The 26111-nt window shown below is 72.7% G+C and carries 23 protein-coding genes; 18 read left to right on the top strand and 5 right to left on the bottom strand.

Annotated features, from left to right (window positions below; genetic code table 11):
• Window positions 1–29: 29 nt before the first annotated feature.
• The 3 genes from ACIBST_RS16535 (at window position 30) to thiD (ending at window position 3691) form a co-directional block, all read left to right on the top strand.
• Complete coding sequence (locus ACIBST_RS16535) at window positions 30–998, top strand: thiamine-phosphate kinase (RefSeq protein WP_397172443.1); 969 nt, start codon at window positions 30–32, stop codon at window positions 996–998.
• Window positions 999–1123: 125 nt separating this feature from the next.
• A complete protein-coding gene (locus ACIBST_RS16530) occupies window positions 1124–2863 on the top strand; it encodes a hypothetical protein (RefSeq protein WP_397172442.1) in 1740 nt (579 codons plus the stop codon).
• 30 nt (window positions 2864–2893) lie between these two features.
• Window positions 2894–3691 (top strand): bifunctional hydroxymethylpyrimidine kinase/phosphomethylpyrimidine kinase, encoded by a 798-nt coding sequence (gene thiD, locus ACIBST_RS16525; protein ID WP_397172440.1) that lies wholly within the window; start codon window positions 2894–2896, stop codon window positions 3689–3691.
• 107 nt (window positions 3692–3798) lie between these two features.
• Here the strand turns inward: thiD and rpmB are convergent, their stop codons facing one another.
• The gene (gene rpmB / locus ACIBST_RS16520) at window positions 3799–3984 is read right to left on the bottom strand and encodes a 50S ribosomal protein L28 (RefSeq protein WP_043618345.1); all 186 of its coding nucleotides are present in this window, start codon (window positions 3982–3984) and stop codon (window positions 3799–3801) included.
• A 199-nt stretch (window positions 3985–4183) separates the two neighbouring features.
• Here rpmB and ACIBST_RS16515 point away from each other — a divergent pair, with 199 nt between their 5' ends.
• The 8 genes from ACIBST_RS16515 to mutM all read left to right on the top strand — a co-directional run bounded on the left by ACIBST_RS16515 (window position 4184) and on the right by mutM (window position 12314).
• The gene (locus ACIBST_RS16515) at window positions 4184–5728 is read left to right on the top strand and encodes a DAK2 domain-containing protein (RefSeq protein ID WP_397172438.1); all 1545 of its coding nucleotides are present in this window, start codon (window positions 4184–4186) and stop codon (window positions 5726–5728) included.
• A 148-nt stretch (window positions 5729–5876) separates the two neighbouring features.
• On the top strand, window positions 5877–8054 hold the full coding sequence (gene recG / locus ACIBST_RS16510; protein WP_397172437.1) for an ATP-dependent DNA helicase RecG: 2178 nt from the start codon (window positions 5877–5879) through the stop codon (window positions 8052–8054).
• A 395-nt stretch (window positions 8055–8449) separates the two neighbouring features.
• The gene (gene rsmD, locus ACIBST_RS16505; protein WP_397172435.1) at window positions 8450–9016 is read left to right on the top strand and encodes a 16S rRNA (guanine(966)-N(2))-methyltransferase RsmD; all 567 of its coding nucleotides are present in this window, start codon (window positions 8450–8452) and stop codon (window positions 9014–9016) included.
• Window positions 9017–9030: 14 nt separating this feature from the next.
• Window positions 9031–9507, top strand: a complete 477-nt coding sequence (gene coaD / locus ACIBST_RS16500; RefSeq protein WP_352324821.1) for a pantetheine-phosphate adenylyltransferase — start codon at window positions 9031–9033, stop codon at window positions 9505–9507.
• A gap of 54 nt (window positions 9508–9561) precedes the next feature.
• On the top strand, window positions 9562–10131 hold the full coding sequence (locus tag ACIBST_RS16495) for a YceD family protein (RefSeq protein WP_397172433.1): 570 nt from the start codon (window positions 9562–9564) through the stop codon (window positions 10129–10131).
• 1 nt (window position 10132) lies between these two features.
• A complete protein-coding gene (gene rpmF / locus ACIBST_RS16490; protein ID WP_033409409.1) occupies window positions 10133–10312 on the top strand; it encodes a 50S ribosomal protein L32 in 180 nt (59 codons plus the stop codon).
• 256 nt (window positions 10313–10568) lie between these two features.
• Window positions 10569–11288, top strand: coding sequence for a ribonuclease III (gene rnc, locus ACIBST_RS16485; RefSeq protein ID WP_357697776.1), 720 nt, complete (start codon window positions 10569–10571; stop codon window positions 11286–11288).
• A 180-nt stretch (window positions 11289–11468) separates the two neighbouring features.
• A complete protein-coding gene (gene mutM, locus ACIBST_RS16480; protein WP_397172432.1) occupies window positions 11469–12314 on the top strand; it encodes a bifunctional DNA-formamidopyrimidine glycosylase/DNA-(apurinic or apyrimidinic site) lyase in 846 nt (281 codons plus the stop codon).
• On the opposite strand, the gene ACIBST_RS16475 is transcribed toward mutM, so the two are convergent.
• On the bottom strand, window positions 12262–13416 hold the full coding sequence (locus tag ACIBST_RS16475) for an MFS transporter (RefSeq protein ID WP_397172430.1): 1155 nt from the start codon (window positions 13414–13416) through the stop codon (window positions 12262–12264). The genes mutM and ACIBST_RS16475 overlap by 53 nt on opposite strands.
• 93 nt (window positions 13417–13509) lie before the next feature.
• Between ACIBST_RS16475 and ACIBST_RS16470 the strand changes: the two genes are divergently transcribed.
• The 6 genes from ACIBST_RS16470 to ACIBST_RS16445 all read left to right on the top strand — a co-directional run bounded on the left by ACIBST_RS16470 (window position 13510) and on the right by ACIBST_RS16445 (window position 22137).
• On the top strand, window positions 13510–14412 hold the full coding sequence (locus ACIBST_RS16470) for a LysR family transcriptional regulator (RefSeq protein ID WP_397172428.1): 903 nt from the start codon (window positions 13510–13512) through the stop codon (window positions 14410–14412).
• Window positions 14409–14717, top strand: coding sequence for an acylphosphatase (locus tag ACIBST_RS16465; protein WP_352324815.1), 309 nt, complete (start codon window positions 14409–14411; stop codon window positions 14715–14717). Before ACIBST_RS16470 ends, ACIBST_RS16465 begins: the two co-directional genes overlap by 4 nt.
• Before the next feature lie 190 nt (window positions 14718–14907).
• On the top strand, window positions 14908–15102 hold the full coding sequence (locus ACIBST_RS16460; RefSeq protein ID WP_026214481.1) for a hypothetical protein: 195 nt from the start codon (window positions 14908–14910) through the stop codon (window positions 15100–15102).
• A 161-nt stretch (window positions 15103–15263) separates the two neighbouring features.
• Window positions 15264–18965, top strand: coding sequence for a chromosome segregation protein SMC (gene smc, locus ACIBST_RS16455; RefSeq protein WP_397172426.1), 3702 nt, complete (start codon window positions 15264–15266; stop codon window positions 18963–18965).
• 67 nt (window positions 18966–19032) lie between these two features.
• Entirely contained in the window at window positions 19033–20208 is a 1176-nt protein-coding gene (gene ftsY / locus ACIBST_RS16450; protein WP_397172424.1) for a signal recognition particle-docking protein FtsY, read from the top strand.
• A gap of 252 nt (window positions 20209–20460) precedes the next feature.
• The gene (locus ACIBST_RS16445; protein WP_397172423.1) at window positions 20461–22137 is read left to right on the top strand and encodes a tetratricopeptide repeat protein; all 1677 of its coding nucleotides are present in this window, start codon (window positions 20461–20463) and stop codon (window positions 22135–22137) included.
• Between the two features lie 35 nt (window positions 22138–22172).
• Here the strand turns inward: ACIBST_RS16445 and ACIBST_RS16440 are convergent, their stop codons facing one another.
• The 3 genes from ACIBST_RS16440 to ACIBST_RS16430 are packed head-to-tail and all read right to left on the bottom strand — an operon-like array spanning window position 22173 to window position 25032.
• Window positions 22173–22967 (bottom strand): ABC transporter ATP-binding protein, encoded by a 795-nt coding sequence (locus ACIBST_RS16440; RefSeq protein WP_358288482.1) that lies wholly within the window; start codon window positions 22965–22967, stop codon window positions 22173–22175.
• Complete coding sequence (locus tag ACIBST_RS16435; protein ID WP_397172421.1) at window positions 22964–24007, bottom strand: FecCD family ABC transporter permease; 1044 nt, start codon at window positions 24005–24007, stop codon at window positions 22964–22966. The genes ACIBST_RS16440 and ACIBST_RS16435 overlap by 4 nt, the downstream gene beginning before the upstream one ends.
• Window positions 24004–25032 carry a FecCD family ABC transporter permease gene (locus ACIBST_RS16430; protein ID WP_397172419.1) on the bottom strand — a complete coding sequence of 343 codons (1029 nt, stop codon included), beginning with the start codon at window positions 25030–25032 and terminating at the stop codon, window positions 24004–24006. Before ACIBST_RS16430 ends, ACIBST_RS16435 begins: the two co-directional genes overlap by 4 nt.
• A 97-nt stretch (window positions 25033–25129) precedes the next feature.
• On the opposite strand from ACIBST_RS16430, the gene ACIBST_RS16425 reads away from it, so the two are divergent.
• On the top strand, window positions 25130–26110 hold the full coding sequence (locus tag ACIBST_RS16425) for an ABC transporter substrate-binding protein (protein ID WP_397172418.1): 981 nt from the start codon (window positions 25130–25132) through the stop codon (window positions 26108–26110).
• Window position 26111: the final 1 nt, after the last annotated feature.

The following is a 26111-nucleotide window of genomic DNA, read 5'->3' as shown; positions in this document are numbered from 1 at the left end:
TGGATCACGCCGAAGGGCCACCGTACCCTGTGAGCGTCAGGAGGTGCGTCATCACAGTCGGAGATCTCGGCGAATTCGGTGTCGTCAATCGTATTGCCGGACGCCTGCCCCAGGGAGAGGGGGTCATGCTCGGCCCGGGTGACGACGCCGCCATGGTCGCCGCGCCCGACGGGCGGGTGGTCGTCTCGACCGATCTGCTGGTCGAGCGCAGGCACTTCCGGCTCGACTGGTCCGGCGGGCGCGACGTGGGCCGCAAGGCCGCCGCCCAGAACCTGGCCGACATCGCCGCCATGGGGGCCGTGCCGACGTCCATCGTGGTGGGGCTCGGCATCCCCGCCGAGCTGCCGGTGGCCTGGCTCGACGCCCTGACCGACGGGTTCCGCGAGGAGTGCGCGGTGGTCGGCGCGAGCGTGGTCGGCGGCGACATCACCCGGTCCGACCTGGTGGTCATCGGGGTGACCGCGCTGGGCGACCTGCGCGGGCGGGCGCCGGTGACGCGGTCCGGGGCGCGGCCGGGGCACGTGGTGGCCGTGGCCGGGCGGCTGGGCTACGCCGCCGCCGGGCTGGCGCTGCTGGGCGCCGGGGTCGCCGCGGGTTCCGGCGTGCTGGCCGAGGCGGTGACCGCGCACCGGCGGCCCTGCCCGCCGTACGAGGAGGGGCCGCGGGCGGCCGCGCTGGGCGCGAGCGCCATGCTCGACGTCAGCGACGGCCTGGTGCAGGACCTCGGGCACGTGGCCGCGGCCAGCGGCGTACGCGTCGAGCTCGATCCCGGGTCGTTCGCCGTGGGGGAGCCGGTGGCGGCGGCGGCCGAGGAGCTGGGGCAGGATCCGCTCGAATGGGTGCTCACGGGTGGTGAGGATCACGCGCTCGCCGCGGTCTTCCCCGCCGACGTGCGGCTGCCGCCGTCGTGGCAGGTCGTGGGCCGGGTGGTCGAGGGCGAGGGCGTCCTGGTGCACGGCCGCCAGGTGGGACAGGGCGGCTGGGATCACTTTCGGTGATGACTTGTCCCGGTTTAAGTGAAATTTTCCGGGTTTGGGGTGGCACTAGCGGGATTGTTGTGACAAGGACGTAGTAAAGGTGTTATGAAGATTGGCGGCCACTGTAACCGCGAGAAAGGGCAGCCATGGGCCGCCACGGCACCGGTGGATCCGACGACGGGGATGAACGGGGGAACGGCAGCGCTTTCTGGGGTCCCGACGACCCGGCCGAGGCGCCGGGCTGGCCGGCGTTGCCGGACCAGGTCGAGGTGACGGGGCAGTGGGCCCCGATGCCGCGCCGCGAGGACGGCCCGCCGCAGCGCGGCAGGCAGCCCGAGCCGTTCGAGACCACGGGGGCCTTCGCCGTGCCCGTCGACGCCGCCCCGGGGTTCCCGCCGTCCGACGCCCCCTCCGGCCCCTTCCCGCCGCCGAACGGCCCCCAGTTCTCCGGGTCCCCCTACCCCGAGCCGAACGGGGCCGGGCCGTTCGAGGTGACGGGCGCGTTCGCCCGCCCGGCCGACTGGGACGCCGTCGGCCCCTCCGCGCAGCCCGACGCCACGTCCGCCTTCGGGCCGCCGCCGAGCTTCGACGCCTCCGGCCGCACCACGGGCCCCTTCGACGCCCCTCGGCGGAACACCGGCCCGTTCGACGCGCAGGGCCCTGACAGCGGCCCGTTCGACCGGCAGGGCAGGAACACCGGCCCCTTCGACGCCCCCGAGCCGGGCGGCACGGCCAGGTTCGACGTGCCGGGACCCGGCGGCACCGCCAGGTTCGACGTGCCGGAGTCGGGAAGCACCGCCAGGTTCGACGTGCCCGGCGGGGCCGACACCGCTTTCCCGGGCAGGCCGCCGGAGCCCGGTGACGTGAAGGTGGCCGGGGAGCCGACCGCCGCGCACACCCCGGCCTGGGCGGAGGCCGAGACCGGCTTCCTGCGCTCGGGCTGGTCCTCCGACCAGGACCTCGACGATCTGGACGAGCCCGACGAGTCCCGTGGCCGTCGCCGCGGCGGCCGGCGCAAGTCGTCCAGGGGCGGCGGCGGTGGCGACGACGACGGCCTGAACCCGGCCGCCGGCGGCGGCGGCGGCAAGGGCAGGGGCCGCATGGCGCTGCTGTCGGTCGCCGCCGTGGCCGTCGTGCTCGGCGGCACGGTCGCCGGGGTGAAGCTCATGAGCTCCTCCGACGACCCGGGCAAGTGCGCGGGCGCGAGCTGCGCCGCCGTCCACACCAGCACCAGCCCCTCGACCGCCGTGGTCTCCGACCCCAGCACCGAGGAGGAGGAGCCCTCCGAGGAGCCGACGGAGGACGAGGAGTCGAGCACGCCCTCAGACGCCCCGACGACCGCCGCCCCCACGGTCGGCAACCGCGTCCCGCGCCGCAGCACGGCCCCCACCCCCACACCCACCAGGACGCGGACGAAGGCCTCGGCCAAGCCGACGCGGCAGCCGGAGCCGCCGGCCGAGGAGACGATCTCCGAGGCCCCGACTGACGACGGCACGCCCCTCGGCAACTCCGACACCGGCGTCGTCCCCACGGTGGGCAGCAGCCCCGCGCCCGCGGCCACCGCCACGTCCGGGTACGGCGGCAGCGGCGGCTCGGTCAACGTGCGGCAGACGGTCAAGCAGCGGCTCACCTCGTACTCGGCCACGCTGCGCGTCACCAACCAGTCGGCGGCCCCGCTGGCGAACGCCACCTTCTCCGTCCCGGTCGAGGGCCGCGTCATGGACGTGAACGGCGGCTCCTGGACCCAGGACGGCGACCTGCTGATCATCGACCTGTCGGGCTCGCTGGCCGCCGGGGACTCGGCGAGCGTCACGTACTCGGCGACGGGGAAGGCGCAGGAGCCCGGCTCGTGCGGGCTGGTCGGCGGGGAGTGCGCGATCGGCTGAGTGCCTGGTAAGTACCAGTCGAGTGGTTGGATGGGGTTCATGACGACCCCTCCACGTGTGCTGACCGTCGCGGGCTCCGACTCGGGAGGCGGCGCGGGCATCCAGGCCGACCTGAAGACCATGATGGCGATGGGCGTGCACGGCATGAGCGTGATCGCCGCCGTCACGGCCCAGAACTCGCTGGGCGTCCAGGGCTACTGGGAGCTGCCGCCCGAGGCCGTGCGCGCGCAGCTCGACTCCGTGCTGGGCGACATCGGGGCGCAGGCGATCAAGACCGGCATGCTGGCCTCGCCGGTGCTGGTGGAGACGGTGGCCGAGGTGCTGGGGGCCTATGACGCGCCGGTGGTGGTCGATCCCGTCGGGGTGTCCAAGCACGGCGACTCGCTGCTCGCCCCCGAGGCCGTCGACACGCTCAGGACGCGCCTGCTGCCCGTGGCCACGGTCGTGACGCCGAACCTGTGGGAGGTGGAGCAGCTCACCTCCGTCAAGGTCGAGGACGAGGGAGACCTGCGCCGGGCCGCCGACGCCGTGCTCGCGCTGGGCCCGTCCTGGGCCCTGATCAAGGGCGGCCATCTGCCCGGCGCCCCCGTCGACCTGCTGACCGACGGCACGACCGAGTACCGCTTCGCCGCCGAACGCCTGGACAACCGGCACACCCACGGCACGGGCTGCACCCTCGCCTCGGCCCTGGCCTCCCGGCTCGCGCTCGGCGACGACGTCCCGGCGGCGGTGGAGAGGGCCAAGGAGTACGTGACGGGCGCGATCGCCCGCGGCTTCCCCCTGGGCTCCGGCATCGGCCCGGTGGACCACGCCTGGCGCTGGCGCTGACCCCGTCCCCCCGAGCCTGCCCCTGGCGGGGCGGGCCGGGACGGCGGGCACGACGAAAGCCCGCCGCTCCAATGATCAGGAGCGACGGGCTTCGCGAAAGACGAGAACTAGCGGGTGACCTTGCCCGCCTTGATGCACGAGGTGCACACGTTCAGCTTCTTCGGCGTGCCGCCGACGACCGCGCGGACCGTCTGGATGTTGGGGTTCCAACGGCGACGGGTACGGCGGTGCGAGTGGGACACGTTGTTGCCGAAGGTCGGCCCCTTGCGGCAGACATCGCAGACGGAAGCCACGGTATCGCTCCTTATAACAGTCGATGTAGCCCTGTCCGCTGATGCTTTCCGGGCGGAGGGCATGCCGGGACAACCGGCCAGCCAGACGAGAATATCTGATCCACACCATTGGGCGCGAACCAGAGCACTGGACGGTGGCCGGTGCGGGGATATTCTCCTCCAACAAGGTAGCGCATGCGGGGAGGTCGAAGGAGCGCAGATGAAGGCCCTCGACCCGCCCGCGGTGCGCCGCTGGGCCCGCCTGGCCGCCGACGCCCTCGGCCGGGCGAGACCGGAGATCGACGCACTCAACGTGTTCCCCGTGGCCGACGGCGACACCGGCACCAACCTGCACCTCACCATGCTGTCGGCGGCCGAGGCCGTCGAGTCCCTGCCCGACGACGTCGACGCGGCCGTGGTGTGGCAGACGCTCGCCTACGGGGCGCTGGTCGGGGCGCACGGCAACTCGGGGGTCATCGTCAGCCAGGCGCTGCGCGGGCTGGCCGAGGTGCTCAAGGACGGCTCCGACCTGCGGGCCGGCCTGCTCAGGGCGGCCACGCTGGCCAGGGAGGCCGTGGCCAGGCCGGTCGAGGGCACGGTGCTGACCGTCCTGGAGTCGGCCGCCCGGGCCGCCCAGGACGCCGACGGCGACGCGTGCGAGGTGGCGCGGCAGGCGGCGCGGGAGGCGCGGGCCGCGGTGCGCCGTACGCCGGGGCAGCTCGACGTGCTGGCCCGCAGCGGGGTCGTGGACGCGGGCGGCGCGGGGGCGGCGATCGTGCTGGAGACCCTGGCCGCCGTGCTCACCGACTCCTACAGCGACCACTACGACGTGCCGGCGCCGACCGGGCGGGTCACGCCGATGACCGAGGTGGGCGCCGGCTACGAGGTGATGTACCTGCTGGACGCCGACGAGCGCGCGGTGGCCGCGCTGCGCGACGAGCTCGACGCCATGGGCGAGTCGCTGGTCGTGGTGGGCGGCGAGGGCCTGTGGAACGTGCACGTGCACGTGGCCGACGCGGGGGCGGCCGTGGAGGCGGGGCTGCGGGCGGGGCGTCCGCACCGGGTGAGGATCACGTACCTGGCCGAGCGCACGCACCGGGGCGGGCCGGGCAGGGGTGTGGTGGCGGTGGCGGCCGGCGACGGGATCGCGGCGCTGTTCGAGGAGAGCGGCGCGGTCGTGGTGCGCCGCGCGCCCGGCACCCGGCCCGCGCTGCCCGAGCTGCTGGCCGCGATCAGGCAGGCGGGGGCCGAGGTGGCCGTGCTGCCGAACGACGAGGGCGTCCTCGCGGTCGCCGTCGCGGCGGCGGAGATCGCCCGCGAGGACGGCGTGGCCGTCAGCGTCCTGCCGACCAGGGCGACCGTGCAGGGGTTGTCGGCGCTGGCCGTGCACGACCCGCTGCGCCGGTTCGACGACGACGTGGTGGCCATGACGGACGCCGCCGGCCACACCAGGTACGGACATCTGGCGGTGGCGGACAGGGAGGCGTTCACCAGCGCGGGCGTGTGCCGGCCGGGCGACGTGCTGGGCCTGATCGACGGGGACGTGGCGGTGATCGGCGGCGACCTGGAGCGCGTGGCGAAGCTGATCATCGACAGGATGGTGGCCGGCGGCGGCGAGCTGGTGACCCTGGTCACCGGCTCCGACCTGCCCGAACGGCTGGCCGTCCGGCTGGAGGACCACCTGCGGCGCACCCGCCCGGACGTCGACCTGGTCGTCTACGACGGCGAGCAGGGCGGCTACCCGCTGCTGATCGGCGTCGAGTAGCGACGCGGCCCCCTCCCGCGGGCGACCCCCAGGCCGGGCGCGAAGCCCTCCGGGCGCGACCTCCAGGCCCGGCGCGGACCCCTTCCGCGGGCGACTCCGGGGCCCGGTGCGGGATTCCTGTCGGCCGCAGGCGGTAGAACTGGATCCCGTGAGCCGTTTCGACGAGCCCCTGACCAAAGCGCTCGACCCGAAGACCGCCAAGCTGCTGCACAGCGTGCTCGGCCTGGAGACGGTCGGCGACCTGCTGCGCCACTACCCGCGCCGCTACGCCGAGCGCGGCGAGCTGACCTCGCTCGACGCGCTGGAGGTCGACGAGCACGTCACCGTGGTCGGCGAGGTGACCAGGCTGATGCGCAAGCCCATGCGCAACCGCGGCGGCACGTGGCTGGAGGCCGAGGTCGTCGACGGCAACGGCAACCGCATCTACCTGGCGTTCTTCGGCAAGGGCTCCCACGTGGCCGAGTCCCGGCTCAAGCCGGGGCGGCGCGGCATGTTCGCCGGCAAGGTGGGGCTGTTCGGTGCGCGGTCCAAGCCGCGCTGGCAGCTCTCGCACCCCGAGTTCGAGCTGTTCGAGGAGGAGGCCGAGGCGAGCGCCGAGGAGTTCGCGTCCGCGCCGGTGCCGATCTACCCGGCGGGCAAGGACGTCACGCCGTGGGCGATCCGCCGGGCGGTCGGCGTGGTGCTCGACACGCTGGGCCCGCTCGACGACCCGCTGCCCGCCGACCTGCGGGCCAGGCACGGCCTCCAGCCGCTCGCCGACGCGCTGGTGGCCATCCACCGGCCGAAGGACCTCGCCGACGTGGGCCGGGCGCGCAAGCGGCTGAAGTTCGACGAGGCGTTCGTGCTGCAGGCGGTGCTGCTCCAGCGCCGCCAGGCGGCCACTGCGTGGCCGGCCAGGCCGCGTCCGAGGCGTGCCGACGGCATGCTGGCCGACTTCGACGGGCGGCTGCCGTTCTCGCTCACCGAGGGGCAGGCGCAGGTGGGGGAGGAGATCGCGGCCGACCTGGCGCTGGAGCACCCGATGCACCGGCTGCTGCAGGGCGAGGTGGGCGCGGGCAAGACGGTCGTGGCGCTGCGCGCGATGCTCCAGGTGGTCGACGCGGGCGGCCAGGCCGCGCTGCTGGCCCCGACGGAGGTGCTGGCCCAGCAGCACCACCGCTCGATCACGAACATGCTGGGCGAGCTGGCCCAGGGCGGCATGTTCGGCGGCACGGCGGTCACGCTGCTGACGGGCTCGATGGGCGCGGCGGCGCGGCGCGCGGCGCTGCTCGACGCGGCCTCGGGCACGGCGGGCATCGTGGTCGGCACGCACGCCCTGCTCCAGGAGCACGTGCAGTTCGCCGACCTGGGCCTGGTGGTGGTCGACGAGCAGCACCGCTTCGGCGTGGAGCAGCGTGACGCGTTGCGCGAGAAGGCGGGCGGGGGCCGTCCGCACGTGCTGGTGATGACCGCGACCCCGATCCCGCGCACGGTCGCCATGACGGTCTTCGGCGACCTGGAGGTCTCGACGCTGTCGCAGCTCCCGTCGGGGCGCGCGCCGATCACCACGCACGTCGTGCCGGCCGCCGAGAAGCCCCACTATCTCGAACGCACCTGGCAGCGGGTGCGCGAGGAGGTCGAGCTGGGCAGGCAGGCGTACATCGTGTGCCCGCGCATCGGCGACCTGGAGGGCGACGAGGGCGACCTGGCGGCGGGGGGCGACGACGACCGCCGTCCGCCGCTGGCCGTGCTGGAGGTCGCCGAGCTGCTCACCCAGGGCCCGTTCCAGGACCTGCGGGTCGGCACCCTGCACGGCAAGCTCCCGCCGGAGGAGAAGGACGCGATCATGCGCGCCTTCACCAGGGGCGAGCTCGACGTGCTGATCGCCACCACCGTCATCGAGGTGGGCGTCGACGTGCCCAACTCCTCGGTCATGATCATCATGGACGCCGACCGCTTCGGCGTCTCCCAGCTCCACCAGCTACGCGGCCGGGTGGGCCGGGGCGGCCTGCCCGGCCTGTGCCTGCTGGTCTCCGACTTCCCCGAGGGCACCCCGGCCCGCGCCCGCCTCGACGCGGTGGCCGCCACGCTCGACGGCTTCGAGCTGTCCCGCGTCGACCTGGAGCAGCGCCGCGAGGGCGACGTCCTGGGGGCGGCCCAGTCAGGCAAGCGCAGCTCCCTGAAGCTCCTCCAACTCCTGAGAGACGAAGACGTCATCACGACAGCGAGGGACGAAGCCGCAAAGCTCCTCTCGGACGACCCCGAACTGGCCCACCACGAGGGCCTGCGCGCCGAGATTGCCCGCCTCCTGGAGGACGAGAAGGCCGAGTACCTGGAGAAGACGTGAGAGGCCCAGAGAACCACGGAACAGGTCAACGAAGGCTCGCGTGACGGCGGTGAGCCGGTGACGGGTCAGAGGCCGTCACGTGGAGGGCCATCAGCCGAAGTAAGGCGAGTGGGAGAACCACGCGAAGCCGTAAAAGAAGAAGATGTTAAGGCCCAGCCGCGGGGACGGCCTCCCCCCGAATGCCGTCCCCGGCTGGGCCCACCCTCGGGTCAGGTGCCGAGGGAACCGGCGTGCGGAAGGGCTCACGATCACGCCGGTCGGCCTTCATGTGGGTCACCTTGAAGGCCGCAGACTCATCATGCGGGCCGATCCGCCCGATGTGAATCACCCTTGCGCAGTCGAGGCCGACACTTGTCCACTCTTGACCTGGGCGAACATGCGGAACAATGGGCCTTATGACTCGGATCATCGCGGGGAGCGCGGGTGGGCGGCGGTTGGCCGTGCCGCCGGGGCGGGGCACGAGGCCGACCAGCGACAGGGCCAGGGAAGGCATCTTCTTGACCCTCGACTCCCTGTACGGCCTGCGCGAGGCCCGCGTGCTCGACCTGTACGCCGGTTCCGGCGCCGTCGGCCTGGAGTCGCTGTCCAGGGGCGCGGCCCACGCGCTGCTCGTCGAGTCCGACGCCAAGGCGGTCCGGACGATCAGGGCCAACATCCAGTCGCTCGGCCTGGACGGCGCCGAGCTGGTGGCCGACAAGGTCGAGCGGGTCCTGGCCAGGCCGCCGGAGGAGCCGTACGACATCGTCTTCGCCGATCCGCCGTACGCGCTGGGTGACGGCGAGGTCACGCGGGTCCTGGAGCTGCTGCGCGACAACGGCTGGCTGATGGACGAGGGACTGGTGGCATTCGAGCGGGAAACGAGGGGAAAGTCCTTGATGTGGCCGGAAGGTTATGTTGAGGAGAGGGTCCGTAGATACGGCGAAGCATCCGTTTGGTACGGTCGCGCCGCCGGGAACCCGTAGACCTGGGAGGCGTCTTGCGCCGCGTTGTCTGCCCGGGGTCGTTCGACCCCATCACCAATGGCCACCTCGACATCATCGGCCGGTCGGCCCGCCTGTACGACGAGGTGGTCGTGGCGGTCCTCATCAACATCGAGAAGAGCAGCCTGTTCACGGTCGACGAACGGATCGAGATCCTTCAGACCGTGACGAAGGAGTACCCCAACGTCAAGGTGCAGAAGTTCCACGGCCTGCTGGTGGACTTCTGCAAGCACAATGACATCCCCGCCATCGTCAAGGGCATCAGGGTCGTCAGCGACTTCGACTACGAGCTGCAGATGGCCCAGCTCAACTACCGTCTGTCGGGCGTCGAGACGCTCTTCATGCCCACCAATCCCGAGTACTCCTTCCTGTCCTCCAGCCGGGTCAAGGAGATCGCGCGGTATGGTGGCGACGTGTCCGGCCTGGTCCCTGACCTGGTGCACAAGCTGCTCATAGAGCGTCTCAGGGGCTGACCGCGACCTGGTATCCTTTCATTTCGGCCTTGTACGACGGCGAGCGTCTTCGCCATGCCTAGCGAGAGCAGGATGACTCAGCACCTCGACCCCCGCTCCCCTTGGGTGCTCTCCACTCATGATCTGGGGAAGCGACCGGGCACGATGCGGCAGATGACCCTGTCCCTTCCGGCACCGGCTAACCTCGGCGTCGACATGATCGGCGTCCCCAAAGACGCCGAAGTCGAGCTGGACCTCCGGCTCGAAGCAGTGATGGAAGGCGTGCTCGTCTCGGGCACGGCGCACGCCCCGCTCGCCGGGGAGTGCGCGCGGTGCCTTGACCCGATCACCTCGGACATCGAGGTCGATCTGCAGGAGCTGTTCTTCTACTCCGACGAGGACGCCTCGGAGGACGACTCACTGCTCGACGGAGAGCTGCTCGACCTCGAGCCGACGTTCCGTGACGCGGTGGTGCTCGCACTGCCGCTGAGCCCCGTGTGCCGCGAGGACTGCGAGGGGCTCTGCACGGAGTGCGGGATCAAGCTGGCCGAGGCCGGCGCCGATCACCGGCACGAGAAGATCGATGCCCGCTGGGCGTCGTTGCAAGGTCTGGTTTCCGAGAACGATAACGATCAGGAGAAGTGACGTGGCCGTCCCGAAGCGAAAGATGTCGCGGAGCAACACCCGCGCCCGTCGCTCCCAGTGGAAGACGACTGCTGTCGCCCTGGTGAGCTGCCCGCAGTGCCGTTCGCCCAAGCAGCCGCACATCGCGTGCCCCACCTGCGGCACCTACAACCGTCGTCAGGTCATCGAGCCGTCCGCCTGATCACACTGACAGCAGGCCCGCCCGCCGTTGTTCTGGGCGGGTTTCACCGTCAGCAGTTGACGTGATGCCGACCGGGTGCCATTGTGCCTCGGTCGGCGTTAACGTCTGTAGATGCGTACGGCGGCGGTTCGCCCGCGGCCGTGGTGGACGCCGGGGCTACACGTTACCCCGACGCCCACCACGTTTTCGGGCATCTTCCGCGGCCGCCTTGTGAAGATGTCCGAGGAGGAAACACGTGGGCGCAGGTCCTAAGCCGGTGGCCGTGGAGGTCGCCAGGGAAGAGCTGCAGCGGGTCCTGGTCGTCGGCCTCGACCCCGACATCCTCGAGCGGGCGCTGACGCACCGCTCCTACGCGTACGAGAACGGCGGCCTGCCCACCAACGAGCGCCTGGAGTTCCTCGGCGACTCGGTGCTGGGTCTCGTGGTCACCGACACCCTCTACCGCAACCACCCCGACCTGCCCGAGGGGCAGCTCGCCAAACTGCGCGCCGCCGTGGTCAACATGCGCGCGCTGGCCGACGTCGCCCGCAACCTGGGCCTCGGCCGGTTCCTGCGGCTCGGCAGGGGCGAGGAGGGCACCGGCGGGCGCGACAAGTCCTCGATCCTGGCCGACACGCTGGAGGCGCTGATCGGCGCGATCTACGTGGACAAGGGCCTCGACGAGGCGTTCCGGGTCGTCCACCTGCTGTTCGACCCGCTGATCGTGCGCTCGGCCTCGCTGGGCGCGGGGCTCGACTGGAAGACGTCCCTGCAGGAGCTCACCGCCTCCGAGGCGCTCGGCGTGCCCGAGTACCACGTCGAGGAGAGCGGCCCCGACCACGCCAAGTCGTTCACGGCCATGGTGCGCGTGGGCGGCGAGTCCTACGGCTCGGGCACCGGGCGCAGCAAGAAGGAGGCCGAGCAGCAGGCGGCCGAGGCGGCCTGGACGCGCATCCGGGCCCGCCGCGAGCAGCGCGAGAGCCAGCCCGCGAGCTGACCCCGCGGCGAGCAGCGCGAGAGCCGGCCCGCGAGCTGACCCCGCGGCGAGCAGCGCGAGAGCCGGCCCGCGAGCTGACCCCGGCGCACGGGAAGCCCCGGCCCGCGTCCGGCGTTGTGACTGCGGATCCGCCGCGGCACGCCCCGCGGCCGGGGAAGTCGAGAGGACGGTTGGTGCACGGTGCCTGAGCTGCCCGAGGTCGAGGTCGTCAGGCGCGGCCTGGCGCAATGGGTCGTCGGCCGCGAGATCGCCGCCGCGGAGGTGCTCCACCCGCGCGCGATCCGGCGGCACGTCCCCGGGGCCGACGAGTTCACCGCCCGCCTGAAGGGCCGTACGGTGTTGTCGGCCGAGCGCCGCGGCAAATACCTGTGGCTGCCCCTGTCGGGCGGCGAGGAGGCCCTCCTGGCCCATCTGGGCATGAGCGGCCAGCTGCTCGTCGTCGATCCGCAGACGCCGCCCGAGAAGCACCTGCGCGTCCGCCTCCGCTTCGAGGACGGCGGCCCCGACCTGCGCTTCGTCGACCAGCGCACGTTCGGCCACGTCATGCTGACCCCGCTCGTCGGCGGCGTGCCCGCGCCGATCGCGCACATCGCGCCCGACCCGTTCGAGGCGTCGTTCGACGAGGCGGCGTTCACCCGCCGGCTCAGGGCCAGGCGCACCGAGATCAAGCGGGCGCTGCTGGACCAGTCGCTGATCAGCGGCGTCGGCAACATCTACGCCGACGAGGCGTTGTGGATCGCCCGGCTCCACTGGGCCCGTCCCACCGAGACGCTCACCCGTCCGAAGATCGCCGAGCTGCTGGCAGGCGTGCGCACGGTGATGGGCGCCGCCCTCCAGCAGGGCGGCACCTCCTTCGACAGCCTCTACGTCAACGTCAACGGCGAGAGCGGCTACTTCGACCGTTCGCTGGAGGTCTACGGCCGCCGCGACCTGCCGTGCTCGCGCTGCGGCACGCCCATCAGGCGGGAGGCGTTCATGAACCGGTCGTCGTACTCCTGCCCCAAATGCCAGCGAAAGCCGCGGTGAGCAGGGCGAGCGCGGCGCCCAGCCACATCACCGACGAGATCGACACGCCGTCCACCACCCGGCCGCCGACGAACGAGCCGAGCGCGATCGAGACGTTGAACGCCCCCACGAACAGCGCGGTGCCCAGCTCACCCCCGCCCGAGCGCATGATCCACAGTTGCAGCGCCACGCCGACGCCGCCGTAGCCGAGGCCCCACACGACGAGCATCACCAGGGGCAGCCCGACCAGCGCCAGCGCCGCGGTGGAGGCGGCGATGAGCAGGGCCAGGACGATCAGCACCGGCTTGGGGTTGCGGGCCGCCCTGGCGCCCGCCACGAAGTTGCCGACGACGCCGGCCGCGCCGTACACCAGCAGGGCGACGCTGACCAGGCCGGGGCCTGCGTCGGCGACCTGCTCCAGGAACGGCCGGACGTAGGTGTAGGCCGCGAAGTGCCCGGTGATGATCAGCACGGTCGCCGCCAGCACGACCCGCAGCGCCCCCGGCAGCGGCGCCCGGGAGCCGCCCGAGGCGGCCTCGCCCGGCATCGGCGGCAGCACGGCGGCCAGCAGCCCGAGCAGCACCAGCGCCAGCCCGCCCATGACCGCGAACGACGTGCGCCACCCCGCCGCCGAGGCGATGAGCGTGCCCGCCGGCACGCCGAGCACCGAGGCCACCGACACGCCGCCGAGGATCACCGACGTGGCCCTGCCCACCGAGCGCTCGGGCACCAGCCGCAGGCCCAGCCCGGCGGCGAAGGCCCAGAACCCGCCGATGCTGATCCCGGTCAGCACCCGCGCGCCGAGCATCACGGGGAGGCTCGTCGCGAACGCCGCCGCCAGGTTGGCCACCGCCAGCAACGCCATCAGGCCGAGCAAGGGGACGCGCCGGTCCAGCCGCCGGGTGGCCACGGCCAGCACGGGGGCCGAGACGGCCGCGACCAGCCCCGGCAGCGACACCATCAGCCCGGCGGTGCCGTCGGACACCCCCAAGCTCGCGGCGATCGAGGTCAACAGGCCGACGGGCAACATCTCGCTGGTCACGATGGTGAAGGTGCCCACCGCGACCGCGAGGACGGCGAGCCAGCGGGCCCGCGCGACAGTGGAGGTCTCAAGAGTCGTCATGCCGTTCAGCCTCGTCATCGGCCGGGGGCGGAACAATGACGAAGCTCGAAGCCTTGCTTTAGGCAGGCTAAGCGATCGCGTCCGGGGAGTGGCATGGAGTTCAGGGAACTGGAGTGCTTCGTCGTGCTGAGCGAGGAGCTGCACTTCGCGCGTACGGCCGAGCGCCTGTATCTGTCGCCCGGCCGGGTGAGCCAGCTCATCGGGTCGCTGGAGACCCGGATCGGCGGCCGCCTGTTCGACCGCACCAGCAGGCGGGTGCGCCTGACGCCGCTCGGCCGGCGCTTCCTGGCCGACCTGCGGCCCGCCTACGACGGCATGGCGGCGGCCGTGTCGCGGGCGACGGCCTCGGCGCGGGAGGTGACGGGCCTGCTGCGGGTGGGGTTCCTGGCCACGCCGACCGAGATCGTCACCGGCAGCGTGGCGGCGTTCGAGCGGCGGTATCCCGGCTGCATGGTCGAGCTGGTCGAGGTGCCGCTCTCCGACCCGTTCAGCAAGCTGCGCGAGGGGCGGGTGGACCTGACGTTCACGCTGCTGCCGCTGGAGGAGCCCGACCTGGAGGGCGGCGCCGAGCTGAACCACTGCCCGGTCGAGCTCGGCCTGTCGGTACGCCATCCGCTGGCCGCCCGCGCCCGCCTCGACGCCGAGGAGCTGGCCTCGGTCGCCCTGTTCGGCCTCGACGACCCCGCGCCGCGCCGCTGGCAGGAGCACATCGCCCCCACCCTCACCCCTTCCGGACGGCCGATCGCGCGGGCCGGCTCGGTGGCCACCACCCAGGAGGGCCTGACGCAGGTCGCGCTGAACCGCGGCGGCATGCTCTTCTGCAAGCCGAGCGCCGACCACCATCGCCGTCCCGACATCGCGTTCGTGCCGGTGGACGGCCTGCCTCCGTCGATCCTGGGCCTGTCCTGGCTGCGCGCCGGACGTACGGCCTCGATCCTGGCCTTCAACGAGTTGGCCATGGAAGTCGTACGGCGGCATGAGACGGTGGCGGCATGACGGATACGAAGAGTAATGGCGACAAAGGTTCGGAAAACGTCCGAGTAACCGCCTGGGTGCGGGGGAGGGTCCAGGGGGTGGGCTTCCGGTGGTGGACGCGCGCGAGGGCGTTGGAGCTCGGCCTGACCGGCTGGGCGCGGAACACCGACGACGGCCGGGTCGAGGTCGTCGCCGAGGGGCCGCGGGAGGCGTGCGTCAAGCTGTTGGAGCTGCTCAAAGGTTGCGACACGCCGGGAAGGGTCGATGGAGTAGTGGAACGATGGAGTGAACCCCGAGGTAGTTTGGGCGGTTTTGTAGAGCGGTAGTCGCTTTTGCTAACCGGCCCAAATAGGGTATAGTTGTATGTCGGGAGTGCCTATCAGTAGGGCGTTGCGGTTGGATCGACTTGACCGCCCACACTGCCGGTGCGACTCTTGTTAAGTACCACGCGCACCCCTCCCGCGGAACAGAAGTGCGCGAACCAGTCTGGTCACTCAGCGTGGAGGACCCTTTACCATGGCGAAGGCTCTACTCGGCCACGTCGGCGGTCCTGACCCTCGGATGGTCTCGGAGATGCGCCGCTTGCAGCAGCGTATCCGGGATCTGGAGGCAGAACTCATCCGACTTCAGGCCACGAATGACGCTCTTGCGGCGCAAACCCGCGACGAAGCGCTCAGTCGCTTGCAGGAGCGCGAGCCGGCACTCACCTGAGAGTGATCGGAGCGCAAGACCCAGGGACGTCTCGAAGAGGCGTCCCTTGTTATTTTCCCTGGTGAGAAAGCGCTGGTCATCGACATGCCCACGACGGGCGGCCGAGACCAGTAGGCTTTTCCGAAGCCCGTTCAGCCGAGGCCGGGGAGGAGGGTCGGCGTTTGTACCTGAAGACCCTCACCCTGCGCGGCTTCAAGTCCTTCGCCTCCGCGACCGCCCTGCGCCTCGAACCCGGCATCACGTGCGTCGTCGGCCCCAACGGCTCGGGCAAGTCCAACGTCGTCGACGCCCTGGCCTGGGTCATGGGCGAGCACAGCGCCAAGTCGCTGCGCGGCGGCAAGATGGAGGACGTCATCTTCGCCGGCACCTCCTCCAGGCCGCCCCTCGGCCGGGCCGAGGTGACGCTGACCATCGACAACTCCGACGGCGCGCTGCCGATCGACTACACCGAGGTCACGATCAGCCGGCTGATGTTCCGGTCGGGGCAGAGCGAATACGCCATCAACGGCGACACCTGCCGCCTGCTCGACATCCAGGAGCTGCTGTCCGACTCGGGCATCGGCCGCGAGATGCACGTCATCGTCGGCCAGGGCCAGCTCGACGCCGTGCTGCACGCCGGGCCCGAAGACCGCCGCGCCTTCATCGAAGAGGCCGCGGGCGTGCTCAAACACCGCAAGCGCAAGGAAAAGGCGCTGCGCAAGCTCGACTCCATGCAGGCCAACCTCACCCGGGTGCAGGACCTCGCCACCGAGCTGCGCCGTCAGCTCAAGCCGCTCGGCCGCCAGGCGGAGATCGCCCGCAAGGCCGCCGTCATCCAGGCCGACCTGCGCGACGCCCGGCTGCGGCTGCTCGCCGACGACCTGTGCATCCTGCGCGCCACGCTCGAACGCGAGGCCGCCGACGAGGCCGCCGTCACCGCCCGGCGCAACCAGGTCGAGGCCGAGCTGGCCGAGGGCCAGCAGCGCGAGGCCGCCCTGGAGGCCGCCGAGGCCGAGACCCAGCCCCGGCTGAGCGCCGCCCAGGAGACCTTCTTCAGGCTCTCCTCCCTGCGCGAGCGCATCACCGGCCTGGAACAGCTCGCCGCCGAACGCCACCGCCACGCCCTCGACGCCGCCGCCATCGAACGCCGCGGCCGCGACCCCGAAGACCTCGAACGCGAGGCGGGCGAGGCGCGCGAGCAGGAACACATCCTGCGGGCCGAGCTCGAACACGCCCAGGAGCTGCTGGCCGAGGCCGTCGAGCGGCGGGCCGCGGCCGAGGCCGAGCTGGGCGCGGAGGAGCGGCGCCTGGCGATGGCCGCCCGCGCCGCCGCCGACCGCCGCGAGGGCCTGGCCAGGCTGCGCGGCCAGGTCGACTCCGTGCGCAGCAGGGCGCGCGCGGCCGAGGAGGAGATCGGGCGGCTGGAGAAGGCCGTGGCCGACGCCGCCGAGCGCGAACGGCAGGCCCTGACCGACCTGGAGAACCAGCGGGCCGAGGAGCCGGCGGCCGATCCGGCGCTCGCCGCGGAGCTGGCCACCGCGCAGGCCGCGGTCGAGGAGGCCAGGGCGGCCGCTGACGAGGCCCGCGTGGCCGCCGACGAGGCCAAGGCCGGTCTCGGCGCGCCGCGGGCCGCCGTCCAGGCCGCCAAGGCGGGGGTCGCCACGGCCCGCGCCGCCGACCAGGAGGCCCAGCGCTCGGTGGCCGCGCTGCGGGCCCGCCGCGACGCCCTGGAGCTGGGCCTGGCCAAGGGCGACGGCGGCGCCGCGCTGCTCGACGCCGACCTGGCCGGGGTGCTGGGCCCGCTGGCCGCCTCGATGCAGGTCACGCCGGGCGCGGAGCTGGCCGTCGCGGCCGTGCTCGGGGCGGTCGCCGAGTCCGTCGCGGTCAAGACGCTCGACACCGCCGTCGAGGCGCTCGGACTGCTGCGCGGCGCCGACGCGGGGCAGGTCACGCTGCTGGTGGCCGAGACCGGAGTTTCGGACACCGCGCACCACTCCCAGGTTGCGCGATCCCGGCCCGCCGCGCCGGAGGGCGGGCGGTGGGCCGCCGATCTGGTCACCGTGCCCGACGAGCTGAGGCCGGCGCTCGACCACGTCCTGGCGAAGGTCGTCGTGGTCGCCGACCTCGACGCGGCCCGCGAGCTGGTGGGGCGGCGTCCCGAGCTGCGGGTGGTGACCGAGGGCGGCGACGTGCTCGGGGCCCATCTGGCCGCCGGCGGGTCGGCCGGCGGCACCTCCGTCCTGCAGGTGCGGGCGGCGCTCGACGAGGCCGTCCACGACCTGCGGGTGGCCGAGGCCACGGCGGAGGCCACGGCCGAGGCGCTCGACCAGGCGATCGAGGCCGAGCAGGCGGCCCAGACGGCCGTCGAGGCGGCCCAGGCGCACGTCAACGAGGCCCAGAGCGCGGTGACGGCGGCCCAGGCCGGGGTGAGCGCCGCTCAGGGCGTCCTCGACCAGGTCAGGGGCCGCCAGCGGGAGGCCGACCAGCGCAACGCGGCGGCGGCCAGGCGGCTGGCCCAGTTGGAGGCCGCCGCGCACGCCGCGCACGCCGAGGCCGAACGCCTGGCCGGCAGCGTCACCGCGGCCCAGGACTCCCGTACCGAGGGGCTGGAGGAGCTGGCCGAGCTGGAGATCCGGCTGGCCGAGGCCGAATACGCCCAGGAGCTGGAGACCGAGCCCACCACCGACCTGCGCGACGACCTGGCCGCCACGTGCGAGACGGCCCGGCAGCGCGAGATGGACACCCGGCTGCAGGTGCGCACCGCCGAGGAGCGCGTCAAGGGCATCGAGGGGCGCGCCGACGGCCTGCTGCGGGCCGCCCAGCGCGAGCGCCAGGAACGCGCCCAGGCCGCCGCTCAGCGGGCCAGGCGCAAGAGGCAGGCTCTGCTGGCCGAGGCGGTGAGCAAGGGCGCCAGGCAGGTGCTCGGGGCGCTCGCCTCCTCGATCCGGCTCGCCTCCCGCGAGCGCGACGACGCCGACCTCGCCCGCGTCGCCGTCGACGCCGAGCTGAAGCAGGTCCGCGTGCGCGTGCGTGAGCTGGGCCAGGAGCTCGACAAGCTGGTCAACCGGGTCCACGGGAGCGAGGTGGCCCGCACCGAGCAGCGTCTGCGGCTGGAGCAGCTCCAGGAGCGGGCGATGGAGGAGTTCGGCGTCGAGGTCGAGGCGCTGGTCTCCGAGTACGGCCCCGACGCGCTCGTCCCCGGCGACCCGCCGGTCCCGTACGTCCGGGAGGAGCAGGAGAAGCGGGCCAGGGCCGCCGAGCGGCAGATGACCCAGCTCGGCAAGGTCAACCCGCTGGCGCTGGAGGAGTTCGCCGCGCTGGAGGAGCGCCACGCCTTCCTGACCTCGCAGCTCGAAGACCTCAAGAAAACCCGGCGCGACCTGCTGACCGTGGTCAAGGAGGTCGACGACCGCGTCGAGCAGATGTTCGCCTCGGCCTACGAGGACGTCGCCCGCGAGTTCGAGCAGATCTTCACCCGGGTCTTCCCCGGCGGCGACGGGCGGCTCGTGCTCACCGACCCCACCGACATGCTCACCACGGGCATCGAGGTCGAGGCCAGGCCGCCGGGCAAGAAGGTCAAGCGGCTGTCCCTGCTGTCGGGCGGCGAGCGCTCGCTGACCGCGGTGGCGTTCCTGATCTCCATCTTCAAGGCGCGGCCCTCGCCCTTCTACGTGATGGACGAGGTCGAGGCAGCCCTCGACGACACCAACACCCAACGGCTGCTGACCCTGTTCGAGGAGTTGCGGCAGAGTTCGCAGCTCATCGTCATCACCCACAACAAGCGCACGATGGAGATCGCCGACGCCCTCTACGGCGTGTCGATGCGCGGCGACGGCGTGACTCAGGTGGTCAGCCAGCGCCTGCGGGAGCGCGAATCCGCCTGATCCGGCCTGTCATCATCCGTGTGCCTTGGGCATGACCATGCCGGTCGATCTGGAAAACTGACATCTTGTGGATGGTTACCTCGGCGTCATAGTGATCGTGGCCGTCGTCGCCCTGCTGGCGGCCGGCGGCCTCTTCCTGCTGTTCAGGCCGGGTGGCAAGGCGGCGCCGCCCGTGCCGCCGCCGGAGGCGCCGCCGCTTCCCGAGGAGGAGAAGCGGCCCGCCGGCCCGGTCGAGGAGGCCGACGGCGCGGTCACCACGGTGCCGCCGCCGGTCGCGCCGGCCGAGCCGATGGTCATCGCCCCCGAGGTCGAGGTGCCGCCGCCGTCCGCCGGGCGGATGGTGCGGCTGCGCTCGCGTCTGGCGCGTTCGCAGAGCGCGCTCGGCCGCGGCCTGCTGGAGCTGCTGTCCCGCGACCGGCTCGACGACGAGGTCTGGGACGAGATCGAGGAGAGCCTGATCACCGCCGACGTGGGCGTCGCCCCGACCCGCGCGATGGTCGAGGAGCTGCGCACCAAGGTCAAGGTGCTGGGCAGCCGCACTCCCGCGGAGGTCAGGGGCCTGCTGCGCGAGCAGCTTCTCGCCCAGGTCAACCCCGACCTCGACCGCAGCCTGCACGTGCAGAAGCACGGCGAGCGGCCGGCCGTGGTCCTGGTCGTGGGCGTCAACGGCACGGGCAAGACCACCACCACCGGCAAGCTCGCCCGCTCGCTCATCGGCGACGGCAAGAAGGTCGTGCTCGGCGCGGCCGACACCTTCCGCGCGGCGGCGGCCGACCAGCTCCAGACGTGGGGCGAGCGGGTCGGCGCCGAGACCGTGCGCGGGCCGGAGGGCGGCGACCCCGCCTCGGTGGCCTTCGAGGCCACGGCCAAGGGCATCGAGGAGAAGGTCGACGTCGTGATCGTCGACACCGCGGGCCGCCTGCACACCAAGACCGGCCTGATGGACGAGCTTGGCAAGGTCAAGCGGGTCATCGAGAAGAAGGCCACGGTCGACGAGGTGCTGCTCGTCCTCGACGCCACCACCGGCCAGAACGGCATGCGCCAGGCCCAGGTGTTCGCCGAGGTGGTCAACATCACGGGCATCGCGCTCACCAAGCTCGACGGCACCGCCAAGGGCGGCATCGTGATCTCCGTGCAGCGCGAGCTGGGCGTGCCGGTGAAGCTGGTGGGGCTCGGCGAGGGGCCCGACGATCTGGCGCCTTTCGACCCGGATGTCTTCGTGGACGCGATCCTGGGCGACTGACCCGTTTATCGGCCATGTCCTAATTCATGCCGAAATGGCCCTTACCAGAAAAGTCTTGAGTCGTTAGTTAGCTTTGTGCTGACATGTTCGGGTTATCCGCGATCACGTAAGGGATGCCCATGAAGAAGATCGTCGTCCATCGTCCCGGGACTGTCAGGCCTTCCACGCTCGCCTCGCCGCGACACAGTCTTTGACCTGTCTCTGGGTCGGCGTTTCCGCGCGGGAACGCCGACCGCTGGGAAGAGGGCGGTCGTGAGGACGATCGCCCTGGACGCCGACCGCCGGGCAGCCGGGCCGTACACGCTGGCCGCCGCGCTGCTCGACCTTCTGGTCCCCGAGGCGCTCGACCGGCGGCCCGACCTGGTGGCCGCCCACGACGTGGAGCTCCGGGTCGCCGCCCCCCGCCTGCGGCCGCTCGTGCCGGTGCGCAGACGCTCGCTGGCCGACGACCTGCCGAGGGGGCAGCGCATCCTCGTCCCGGGGGCGCGGCGCAGCCTCAGGATCGCCAACGGGCTGGCCGAGTTCGCCGGCGAGCTGCTGGCCGTCACGGGGCCGCTCACGCTCGTCGTGGCGAACCTGGGCGAGGCCGACCACACCGACCGCGAGCTGGTCGAGGTGCTGCGCCGCCGCCTCGACCCCGGGCTGCTGCGCGTCGAGGAGGGCCCGTCGTCGCCCGGCGAGGGCCCGCTGTGCGCCGACTTCGACCGCTACCGCGACGAGGGCTTCCATCACGCGATGGCCGAGTCGGGCACGGAGGCGCTGCGCGGCATGGCGTACGAGGACGACCCCGAGGGGTGGCAGACCCTGGTGCAGCGCGTCGCCGGGGCCCTGGAGGCGGTGGAGCGCGAGGAGGAGGCCCGCGAGCTCTACGACCGGGCCAGGCGCCTCAGCACCGATCCCAGGCACCGGGCCACCATCGCCTACGCCACCGCGATGCTCCTGGTACGCCACCACGACCCCGCCCGCCGCGACCCCGGCGAGGCGATGGCGTGGATCAACGAGGCCGTCACGATCACGTCGTTGCTGCCCGACCCCCGTGAACGCGCCTTCCACCTGGGCTTCGACCTCAACGGCAAGGCCCTGGTCGAGCTGCGCGCCGGCCGTCCGGACGCCGCGCTGCGGCTGGTCGAGCAGGCCATCGCCCTGGCCGACGAGCACCTGGCGGGCGAGCACCCGATCCACCGGCTCGTGCTGCGCGCCAACAGGGCCCAGCTGCTGGCCGGGGCCGGCCGGCACGAGGAGGCGCTGGCCGACTACACGGCGGCGATCGACGCCGACCCCGGCTACCCGGACTACTACCTCGACCGGGGCAACCTGCTGGCAAAACTGGGCAGACCGGACGAGGCCCTGGCCGACTACGAGGCCGTCATGCGGCTCAGCCCGCCCTTCCCCGAGGCGTACTACAACCGCTCGGAGCTGCGGTTCGCGGCCGGCGACCTGGACGGCGCCCGCGCCGACCTCGACCGCACGCTGGAGCTCGACCCCGACTTCGCCCCCGCGTACGTGAACAGGTGCGGCCTGCTCGCCCTCCACGGCGAGTACGAGCAGGCCAGGCGGGACGTGGCGCGCGGCCTCGCGCTCCGGCCGCGCGACGCCCACCTGCTCTGCGTGCTCGGCCAGGTGGAGACGGCCCAGGGCCGCCACCCGGAGGCGTACGCGGCCTTCGACGCCGCGCTGGAGATCGATCCCGACCTGGCCGCCGCGTGGGGGAACCGGGCCGTGCTCGCCTTCGAACGCGGCGACCCCGACGGCGCGCTGGCCGACCTGACCCGCGCGCTGAAGCTGACCGAGACGGCCGAGTTGCTGTTCAACCGGGCGATGGTCCACCGGGAGCTGGGACGGGCGAAGGAGGCCAGGCAGGACCTGCTCAGAGCCGCCGAGCTGGCCCCCGGCGATCCGGACGTCGGGCGGGCGCTGGCCGAGGGGTGACAGCAGGGGCCGGCGGGCGTGGCGGTGCCGCCGGGTCAGCCTCGCGCGGCGGCGAGCGGCCCGATCGGCACCACGAGCGGGGTCCCCGCGACCGGATCCTCGATGACCTTCGCGTCCAGCTCGAACACCTCGCGCAGCAGCTCCTCGGTCAGCACCTCGTGCGGCGCGCCGGCGGCCACGACCTTGCCGGCGCGCATGGCCACCAGCCGGTCGGCGTAGCGCGCGGCCAGGTTGAGGTCGTGCAGGACCATGACGACCGTGCGGCCGGCCTGCTCGTGCAGGTGCCGGACGAGTTCCAGCACCTCCACCTGGTGGGCCAGGTCGAGGAACGTGGTGGGCTCGTCGAGCAGCAGCAGGTCGGTGCCCTGGGCCAGGGCCATGGAGATCCACGCCCGCTGCCGCTGGCCGCCCGACAGCTCGTCGAGCGGACGTTCGGCGAGGTCGGCGAGGCCGGTCATGGTCAGCGCCGCGGCGACGGCCGACTCGTCGTCGGAGGACCACTGCCGGTACCACGTCTGGTGCGGATGGCGGCCCCTGGCGACCAGGTCGGCCACGGTGAGCCCTTCGGGGGCGGAGGGCGCCTGCGGCAGCACGCCGAGGATCTTGGCCACCTCGCGGGTGGGGATGGCGTCGATGCGCTTGCCGTCCAGCAGCACCTGGCCGCCCTGGGGCTTGAGCAGGCGGCCGAGCGCGCGCAGGAGGGTGGACTTGCCGCAGCCGTTCGGGCCGATGATGGTGGTCACCGTGCCCGCCTCGACGCCCAGGTCGAGGCCGTCCACGATGGTCCGGTCGCCGTAGCCGAGCTTGACGCCCGCGGCCTGCAGCCTCATTTGCGTGCCCTCCAGATCAGGTGGATCAGGTACGGTGCGCCCAGCACGGCCGTGACGATGCCGACGGGCAGCTCGATCGGGGAGAAGACGGTCCGGGCGATCAGGTCGGCGCCCGCGGTGAGCACGGCCCCGGTGACCGCCGAGCACAGCAGCGGCGGCCGGGTCGAGCGGGCCAGCCGCAGCGCGATCTGCGGCGAGGCCAGGGCCACGAACGCGATCGGCCCGGCCGAGGCGGTGGCCACCGCGGCCAGCAGCACGGCGGCCAGGATCAGCAGGGCGCGGGCCGCGTTCACGCGCACGCCGAGTGCGGTGACCACGTCGTCGCCGAAGCGCAGCGCGTCGAGCGAGCGGGTGCCGAGCAGGGTGGCCGGGACGAGCACCGCCAGCGCGAGCGCCACCGGCACGACGTGCTCCCAGCCGCGGCCGTTGAGCGAGCCGCTGATCCAGACCATGGCCCGGCCGGTGTCGTTGACGTCGCCGACGGTCAGCAGCCAGAACTTCACGTTGGTGAACACGGCGGCCACGCCGATCCCGACCAGGACCAGGCGGTAGCCGTCCAGGCCGCGCCGCCAGGCCAGGCCGTAGACGACGGACGCGCCGAGCAGGCCGCCGAGCAGGGCGAGCGCTGGAATGCCCAGGTCGGCCAGCAGGCCGCTGGCGCCGCCGTAGACGCTGCCGCTGGCCACCACGCCGGCCACGACGGTGACCGAGGCGCCGGTCGTGACGCCGAGGATCTCGGGGCTGGCCAGCGGGTTGCGGGCGATGGACTGGATGATCGCGCCGGACAGCGCGAGCGCGGCGCCGACCAGGGCGCCGGTCAGGGCGCGCGGCAGGCGCAGCTCCATGATGACGAAGTGGGCCGGGCTGTCGACGTCGAAGGTGCCCTGGAACACCTCCGGCAGGCTCATCGGCAGGTCGCCGATGCGCATGTTCAGCGCCATGAGCACGACCAGGAGCGCCAGGCCGGTCAGGCCGACGGCGACGGCGCGCAGGCGCAGCCGCCAGGACAGGGAGCCGAGGCGCAGGGGGAGGGCGGTCATAGCCGTACCGGCTTTCTGCGGCGGACCAGGGCGACGAAGAAGGGCGCGCCGATCAGCGCGAGGACCACGCCGACCTCCAGCTCGCCCGGAGGGGCGACCACGCGGCCGATCACGTCGGCGACCAGCAGCAACGCCGCCCCGACCAGCCCCGAGTACGGCAGCAGCCACCGGTGGTCGGTGCCCGACAGCGCCCGGGCCAGGTGCGGCACGATGAGGCCCACGAACGCCAGCGAGCCGCAGGCCGCCACCGCCGCGCCCGACAGCAGGGTGACGGCGGCGACGCCGACCGTCCTGGTCAGGGCGATGTTCTGGCCGAGCGAGCGGGCGACGTCCTCGCCGAGCGACAGGGCGTTCAGGCCCAGGGCGTTGACCGCGGCGAGCAGCAGGCCGGCGAGGATGAACGGGAGCACCTGCCAGACCACGTCCGGGCCCCGGGCGGCGATGGAGCCGGACTGCCAGAAGCGGAAGACGTCCATGGCCTGCTCGTCGAGGAGCACGATGGCCGAGGTCATGGCGTACAGCAGGGCGCTGACCGCGGTGCCGGCCAGCGCCAGCGTGACCGGGGTGGGGCCGCCCCTGCCGCCCGTCATGCCGAGCGCGAACACCGCCACGCTGGCCACCAGCGCGCCCGCCAGGCCGAACCAGATGTAGGCGAGCAGGCTGGAGGCGCCGAGCAGGATGATCGAGGCCACCATGGCGAACGCCGCGCCCTGCGTGACGCCCAGCAGGCCGGGGTCGGCCAGCGGGTTGCGCGTGTGGCCCTGCATGAGGGCGCCCGCGACGCCGAGCGCGATCCCGGCCAGCACCCCGAGCACGGTACGCGGCACGCGCAGCGAGCGGATGATGATGTCGTTCTCGCTGCCCGTGGGCGCGGTGAGAGCCTGCCAGGCGTCGCCCGGCGGTACGGACTTCGAGCCGACCGTGATGCTCAGCACCACCCCTGCCGCGACGGCGGCGAGGAGGAGGAGCAGGAGGACGAGCCGCCGGCGCCGGATGCCGTGGAGGCGGGGCGCGAGCGCGGTCACCAGTTTCCTCCCCTTGTTTGCCCGAACGTGGTGAAGTATGCCAGGTTAGGCAGGGCTAACCTAATTTAGGTTCGCCTTACTTCCAGAAAGGGTTCCGATGAGAGCGTGGCGGGTGCTGGCCGGTGTACTGCTGGTGGCGGGGGTGGCCGCGTGCGGCTCGACGGAGCCGGCGGCCACGCCGTCGGCCGACCCTGCGGCCGACCCGGCGGCCAGGACGATCGAGCACGCGATGGGCTCGACCAAGATCTCCGGGCAGCCCAAGCGGGTCGTCGCGCTCGACCAGAGCTTCGTGGACGCGGTGCTCACGCTGGAGACCCCCGTGATCGGCTACACCACCTACCGGTCGATCGACAGCAAGCTGCCCGACTACCTCGGCCCGCTCGTCGACCGGTACGGCAAGGAGGCGACCCCGGTCGGCACCCTGGAGCAGCCCAGCCTGGAGAAGATCGCCGCGCTCAAGCCCGACCTGATCGTCTCGGCCAAGGTCCGGCACGAGGCCCTGTACGACAAGCTCTCGAAGATCGCGCCGACCGTCTTCAGCGAGACGACCGGCGCCATCTGGAAGGAGAACCTGCGGCTCATGGGCCGCGCCCTGGGCAAGGAGGACCTGGCCGACGCCCGGATCAAGGCGTTCGAGGAGCGCGCCGGCACGATCGGGGCAGCGATCAAGGAGAAGGCGGGCGGGAAGCTGCCGACCGTCTCGATCGTGCGCTTCGCCGGTGAGCCCACCGTCCGGCTCTACGTCGAGAAGTCGTACTCCGGGGTGGTGCTGAAGGACGTCGGCTTCCCCCGTCCCGAGGGCCAGCCTGCCAAGGACGACGCCATCGCCGTGGACGTCAGCCAGGAGCGCATCGCCGACCTGGACGCCGACCACATCTTCGTCGCCACCTACCCCGACCCGGCCAGCGACGGGCCCAAGGAGAAGTTCGTCGGCAACCCGCTGTGGGGCCGGCTCAAGGGGGACAAGCACGAGGTCAGCGACCTGACCTGGATGAGCGCCGTGGGCATCCAGGGCGCCCACGCCATCCTGGACGACCTGGCCAAGACCTTCTCCGTGGACCCGGCCAAGGCCGCCTAGC

Source organism: Nonomuraea sp. NPDC049684 (genome assembly GCF_044465345.1).
Taxonomy (GTDB): domain Bacteria; phylum Actinomycetota; class Actinomycetes; order Streptosporangiales; family Streptosporangiaceae; genus Nonomuraea.
Note: the sequence above shows the minus strand (reverse complement) of the source record. Positions and strands in the feature narration are given on the sequence as shown.

Coding starts and splice junctions, on each gene's coding strand:
- ACIBST_RS16530 (WP_397172442.1), top strand. CDS start 1,124: ATGGGCCGCCACGGCACCGGTGGATCCGACGACGGGGATGAACGGGGG.
- thiD (WP_397172440.1), top strand. CDS start 2,894: ATGGGGTTCATGACGACCCCTCCACGTGTGCTGACCGTCGCGGGCTCC.
- ACIBST_RS16515 (WP_397172438.1), top strand. CDS start 4,184: ATGAAGGCCCTCGACCCGCCCGCGGTGCGCCGCTGGGCCCGCCTGGCC.
- rsmD (WP_397172435.1), top strand. CDS start 8,450: ATGACTCGGATCATCGCGGGGAGCGCGGGTGGGCGGCGGTTGGCCGTG.
- ACIBST_RS16495 (WP_397172433.1), top strand. CDS start 9,562: ATGCCTAGCGAGAGCAGGATGACTCAGCACCTCGACCCCCGCTCCCCT.
- ACIBST_RS16475 (WP_397172430.1), bottom strand. CDS start 13,416: ATGACGACTCTTGAGACCTCCACTGTCGCGCGGGCCCGCTGGCTCGCC.
- ACIBST_RS16470 (WP_397172428.1), top strand. CDS start 13,510: ATGGAGTTCAGGGAACTGGAGTGCTTCGTCGTGCTGAGCGAGGAGCTG.
- ACIBST_RS16465 (WP_352324815.1), top strand. CDS start 14,409: ATGACGGATACGAAGAGTAATGGCGACAAAGGTTCGGAAAACGTCCGA.
- ACIBST_RS16460 (WP_026214481.1), top strand. CDS start 14,908: ATGGCGAAGGCTCTACTCGGCCACGTCGGCGGTCCTGACCCTCGGATG.
- ACIBST_RS16440 (WP_358288482.1), bottom strand. CDS start 22,967: ATGAGGCTGCAGGCCGCGGGCGTCAAGCTCGGCTACGGCGACCGGACC.
- ACIBST_RS16435 (WP_397172421.1), bottom strand. CDS start 24,007: ATGACCGCCCTCCCCCTGCGCCTCGGCTCCCTGTCCTGGCGGCTGCGC.
- ACIBST_RS16425 (WP_397172418.1), top strand. CDS start 25,130: ATGAGAGCGTGGCGGGTGCTGGCCGGTGTACTGCTGGTGGCGGGGGTG.